7 protein-coding genes and 1 pseudogene are annotated in these 4021 nt (G+C 35.5%); 2 read left to right on the top strand and 6 right to left on the bottom strand.

All coding sequences use genetic code 11. The features are described from left to right. A pseudogene (locus ACWNM1_RS30320) lies at positions 1 to 286 on the top strand (hypothetical protein); the annotation flags it as partial. 118 nt (positions 287 to 404) lie between these two features. Further along, entirely contained in the window at positions 405 to 929 is a 525-nt protein-coding gene (locus tag ACWNM1_RS30315) for a hypothetical protein (RefSeq protein ID WP_449603891.1), read from the top strand. 97 nt (positions 930 to 1026) lie between these two features. Here ACWNM1_RS30315 and ACWNM1_RS30310 read toward each other — a convergent pair whose 3' ends face one another. The 6 genes from ACWNM1_RS30310 to ACWNM1_RS30285 form a co-directional block, all read right to left on the bottom strand. Then, entirely contained in the window at positions 1027 to 1242 is a 216-nt protein-coding gene (locus ACWNM1_RS30310; protein WP_449603890.1) for a hypothetical protein, read from the bottom strand. A gap of 11 nt (positions 1243 to 1253) precedes the next feature. After that, a complete protein-coding gene (locus ACWNM1_RS30305; RefSeq protein WP_449603889.1) occupies positions 1254 to 1499 on the bottom strand; it encodes a hypothetical protein in 246 nt (81 codons plus the stop codon). A 207-nt stretch (positions 1500 to 1706) separates the two neighbouring features. Then, positions 1707 to 2309 (bottom strand): restriction endonuclease, encoded by a 603-nt coding sequence (locus tag ACWNM1_RS30300; protein WP_449603892.1) that lies wholly within the window; start codon positions 2307 to 2309, stop codon positions 1707 to 1709. 216 nt (positions 2310 to 2525) lie between these two features. Then, positions 2526 to 3002 carry a GNAT family N-acetyltransferase gene (locus ACWNM1_RS30295; RefSeq protein WP_449603888.1) on the bottom strand — a complete coding sequence of 159 codons (477 nt, stop codon included), beginning with the start codon at positions 3000 to 3002 and terminating at the stop codon, positions 2526 to 2528. A 76-nt stretch (positions 3003 to 3078) separates the two neighbouring features. Further along, a complete protein-coding gene (locus tag ACWNM1_RS30290; protein ID WP_042190795.1) occupies positions 3079 to 3534 on the bottom strand; it encodes a GNAT family N-acetyltransferase in 456 nt (151 codons plus the stop codon). 279 nt (positions 3535 to 3813) lie between these two features. Beyond that, positions 3814 to 4021 (bottom strand): IS3 family transposase (locus tag ACWNM1_RS30285; RefSeq protein ID WP_449603887.1); only part of this gene is annotated, 208 nt, incomplete at its 5' end.

Raw genomic sequence — 4021 nt, 5'->3', positions numbered from 1 at the left:
TATTGGAGAAGCTTTGCTTGGGTATTTGCTTGGTATAGGAGCAGCCTTAGTTGTAGCATACGAAACTATTAGTGTGATTAACGAAGTAAGAGATATCTTAAAGAAAGATCAAAGATACCATCACTACACTGCTCGAATTTTAGGAGGAAATCTTTATGTAGGGAAATGCAATAGACTTGTCAGCAGCGGCTGCAAGGATAATGAATCCTATATTTACCGAAAACACCAAAAATGTCTGGTCTACAAACTCAGCATTAGCAGAGGCGGTTGCGAGAGTGGCTGGTGAAGGGAAGACACCTAAAGGTCCAGAGGTAACTTGCGGTCAGCTTCCAGGTAATTTTTACTACGCCCATTATCATACGAATGATAGAACTGGAGGACATTCTTTCTTTTAAGGAGATATAATGCTAAAACAATTAGATAAAAATTTCAAAGCATCTGGTCTACCATCAAATTACACTTTAGACCAAGCAGGACAGTTACTTCAAGAAAATTACAATGCAATAGAACTAAGTAAAGAAGATTTTAAAAATCTACAAAAAGATCCAGATGCTAAGTACGATCACATTGCTAAGTGCTATAAAATAGTGGACACAAAATTACTTTATTCAATTTTTACTCAGGATGAGAAACAGGATTTATCTGAAATGATCTTATATCTTAATAGTTTGGTTAACGATAATAGAGGATCTTCAGAAAATTCTGAAAATGAACTTATGTGGAAAGATATAAAAGAAGGAAGACGAATCAATATTGTACTAGAAAGTGTAGATAACAACTCTATATCTTCATTTACTATGCAAGGTTTGTCTCAAAAAATTCTGAATGATCTAATTATATTAAAGGGTATTCCAAATGAATATTGTGTACTCGGCAATCCTCATTATGAATATTACCTGAATGTATTGCATAATGCAGGAAAAATATAATGAATATTTCACTGAACTTAATTTCATTACTAAATTTATTTTTCAAAAAAATCCCCCGTCGACCACTTAAGGTTGACGGGGTGTTTGTTATACATCCTTATGCCAAGACTTTCCTGAACTCAAATTCATTTCTCATGAAATAAACATCTGCAACCTTAACGTTAACTGGACTCCATTTCTGGAATGGCCCCTCACAATCAATTGTACAGCCAGACAGATCACCGCGACGTTCAAGTATATCTACTTGTGACTGTGACAAAATAGCCGTTAGAAATTCTGAATCTGTCTTCAAGACTTTGTATACATTACTCAATATAATCACTCCTAAAAAGATAAGGTACAAAGCGCTAATCCTAATACAATAACTCCTACGATCATCACAACAACACCTTTTCTGTTTTTTAAATAGTTATATCCACCAATAGATATGAGGGCTCCACACATCATTACAACCATCAAAGATTGTCGTTCCTCATTCGCAACATTATAATTATTGAACAATAATGAAATACCTAGAAGAATAGTTGCCGCACAAAAATGGATACCAAATTCTTTGAATATTTTCTTCATAACAGTACTCCTATGTATTAAAATACCTGGTTTCATTTTCTCTGCTTTATGTATTTCTTAATCAAATAAAACAATACAAATCCTAACAACACCAAGCCAAGTATGGTGATCCATAGAATCGTTGGATTCCCTACGAAAAAGTATGTATTTCTGTATTGAAAATCTTCATGGTTCATCAGTATAAAAGCTCCTTGTTCTACGAACTATCTATTTTTTCGCAACCCATCGTTTTTCAACTTTGAAGCCCTTCTTAATTACTTTATTATCCATTGACTCCAGTATAATCCTAGGCTCTGACTCAAGGATATCCTTTGCTTTATCAATCTGCCCTGACTTGAAAAAGTTTATAATTTCTATAAGGTCACTTCTACTATGTAATCTTACGGCGTTATAACTAGCAAGTTCTTCACACGCTGAGGTATATTGATTTGAAGATATTACCATGGACTTTTTTGCCCTGTAATATCTCATGGAACTATAGATCTCTTGAACAGCTCCTAACCCTACTGGATAAGAATAACACTTTGCCTGAACGACATTTCGAACCCCCTCCCCGTCTGTAAACACTAAGTCAGATCCAAAATTTCTGCCTCCTCTCGTTTTATATGCATCACTATAACCCATGGCCAATAATAATCGATACAGATATTCTACAAAGCCAGTTCCGTCTTTCATTCGGTCTATGTCCTGGATCGTAATCTTAAGTGGATCAATTACTATACTTTGGGGAGGGGAACTCTTCTTTCTAGATAAAACTTTGAATACAAAAACAGCAGCAATGATAGCAAGAATAACCAACAAAATTATCATTTTTGTCAACCAGCAACCCCCATTAATATAAGAACCTCGCCAATGCCGGCGAGGTTCTTCCAAATTGCAATGCCATTACTCTCAAACCTTATAACCTTAATATAAATTATTTGGAACATTATGTATATATGACTAGTAAGAAAAAGTCCTAGACTACTGTTGGTTTTTGGACTCACGTTTCCCGTTAGCGTAAGCCCTTGCTAGTCCTGAATATCATTAACTAAAGAATACTTGTGTTCTTCTTCCTACTTCAATTCGTTCAGTAAATTTTCCTCCTGTATATTCTTCTATTGCCTTTTTCCAAAAGAGTTGAGCGGGCTTATTGTTATCTATTTGGTAAACTTCCCATTTTCCCTGGTGCATATGAAATATATCTTTAGCAACCAATCTCCCTAATCCCAGCCTACGATACTTCTTCGCAATAAAAAATTCAGCAATAGAAAAATATGCGTCATCTTCTTCCCGATTTTTTAATTTAACTAAGACAAATCCAATAAATTTCCCATTGAGACTGATTAAATATGGATAATTGGGGTCTTTAGACCAATATTCATCAATTGGATAATCACCATATTTACCGTTTGCCTCAAACTGCAACTCCATAAATTCTGAGAAATCATAAATATAGAATTGTAACAGGTTGCTGAGTATTTCTTTATGTTCCAAGGTTGCTATTTTGATTTCATAGTCCATGTTTGATACCATCCCTCTGTAGATTCAACTATCGTTTCCCGTTAGTTAAGTCCCAAACAAACCATGTTGCGATAAATTACTTTATAGTGTCGTGCTCATAGATTTTGGTGGGTCGTCCCCATTCGAAATTATCCAAACCGATTTCTCTGAATCCATATTTCTCATAGTAACGAATATGGTCAGTCGTTATATAAACCTTCGTATATCCCAATTGCCCCACCATTTTTCTGGCATGCTCCAACAATACTGAACCTAAACCTTGCCCTCGCTCATTCTCGTCAATGAACAAAGGAGCAATCCATGGCGATAAATCTTTTCGAATGATATATTCCTGCTCAATCAATTGATAAAATCCAATTATTTTGTCGTTTTTTAATAGCAGAAATGTTAATGGCAAACCATCTTCAGCCGATAAACTTTCGTCAATTTTAGGGAGTACCACCTTCTGTACGTTTGGCCATTTTTCTTTAACATATTCAGCAAACTCTATATGACGCTCTGGACACTCTATTATAGATTTAATAGCTTGCATTAAGTCACTCCTTCATAAATACGGTTCTTGATGAGTATCACCTTCAAAAAAAGGTGCTTTCAGATTACACCTTAAGTTAACTGCGGGAAACGGAAAGTTTATTTTAAGTTAAACTTTACTGCCTGTTAGCTTGATGAGGCGCCCGCCATTCTAATACTTTATTTTTACAGAACTGTTTCGATAGATGATGCACAGCACGAAGACACAAGTTACTAAACGAAAAAACACCCCATCAACCTTTGGTCAAGGCCCCATTTTATAGACATTGAAAAAAAGACCCTAGGCAATAAGCTGTTTCCGATATTTTACCGGAGGCAGCTTATTTAGCTTTCGTTGTGGCCGATGTTGGTTATAAAATTGAATGTAATCTTCAATTTTCCTTTGTGCCTCATCCATATTTCGGATATCATAAGGATAGAGTCCTTCCGTTTTGAGATGCGAGAAGAAGCTCTCCATAGAGGCGTTGTCATAACAATTGCCTCGGCGA

This window comes from Paenibacillus sp. Marseille-Q9583, assembly GCF_976954365.1.
Note: the sequence above shows the minus strand (reverse complement) of the source record. Positions and strands in the feature narration are given on the sequence as shown.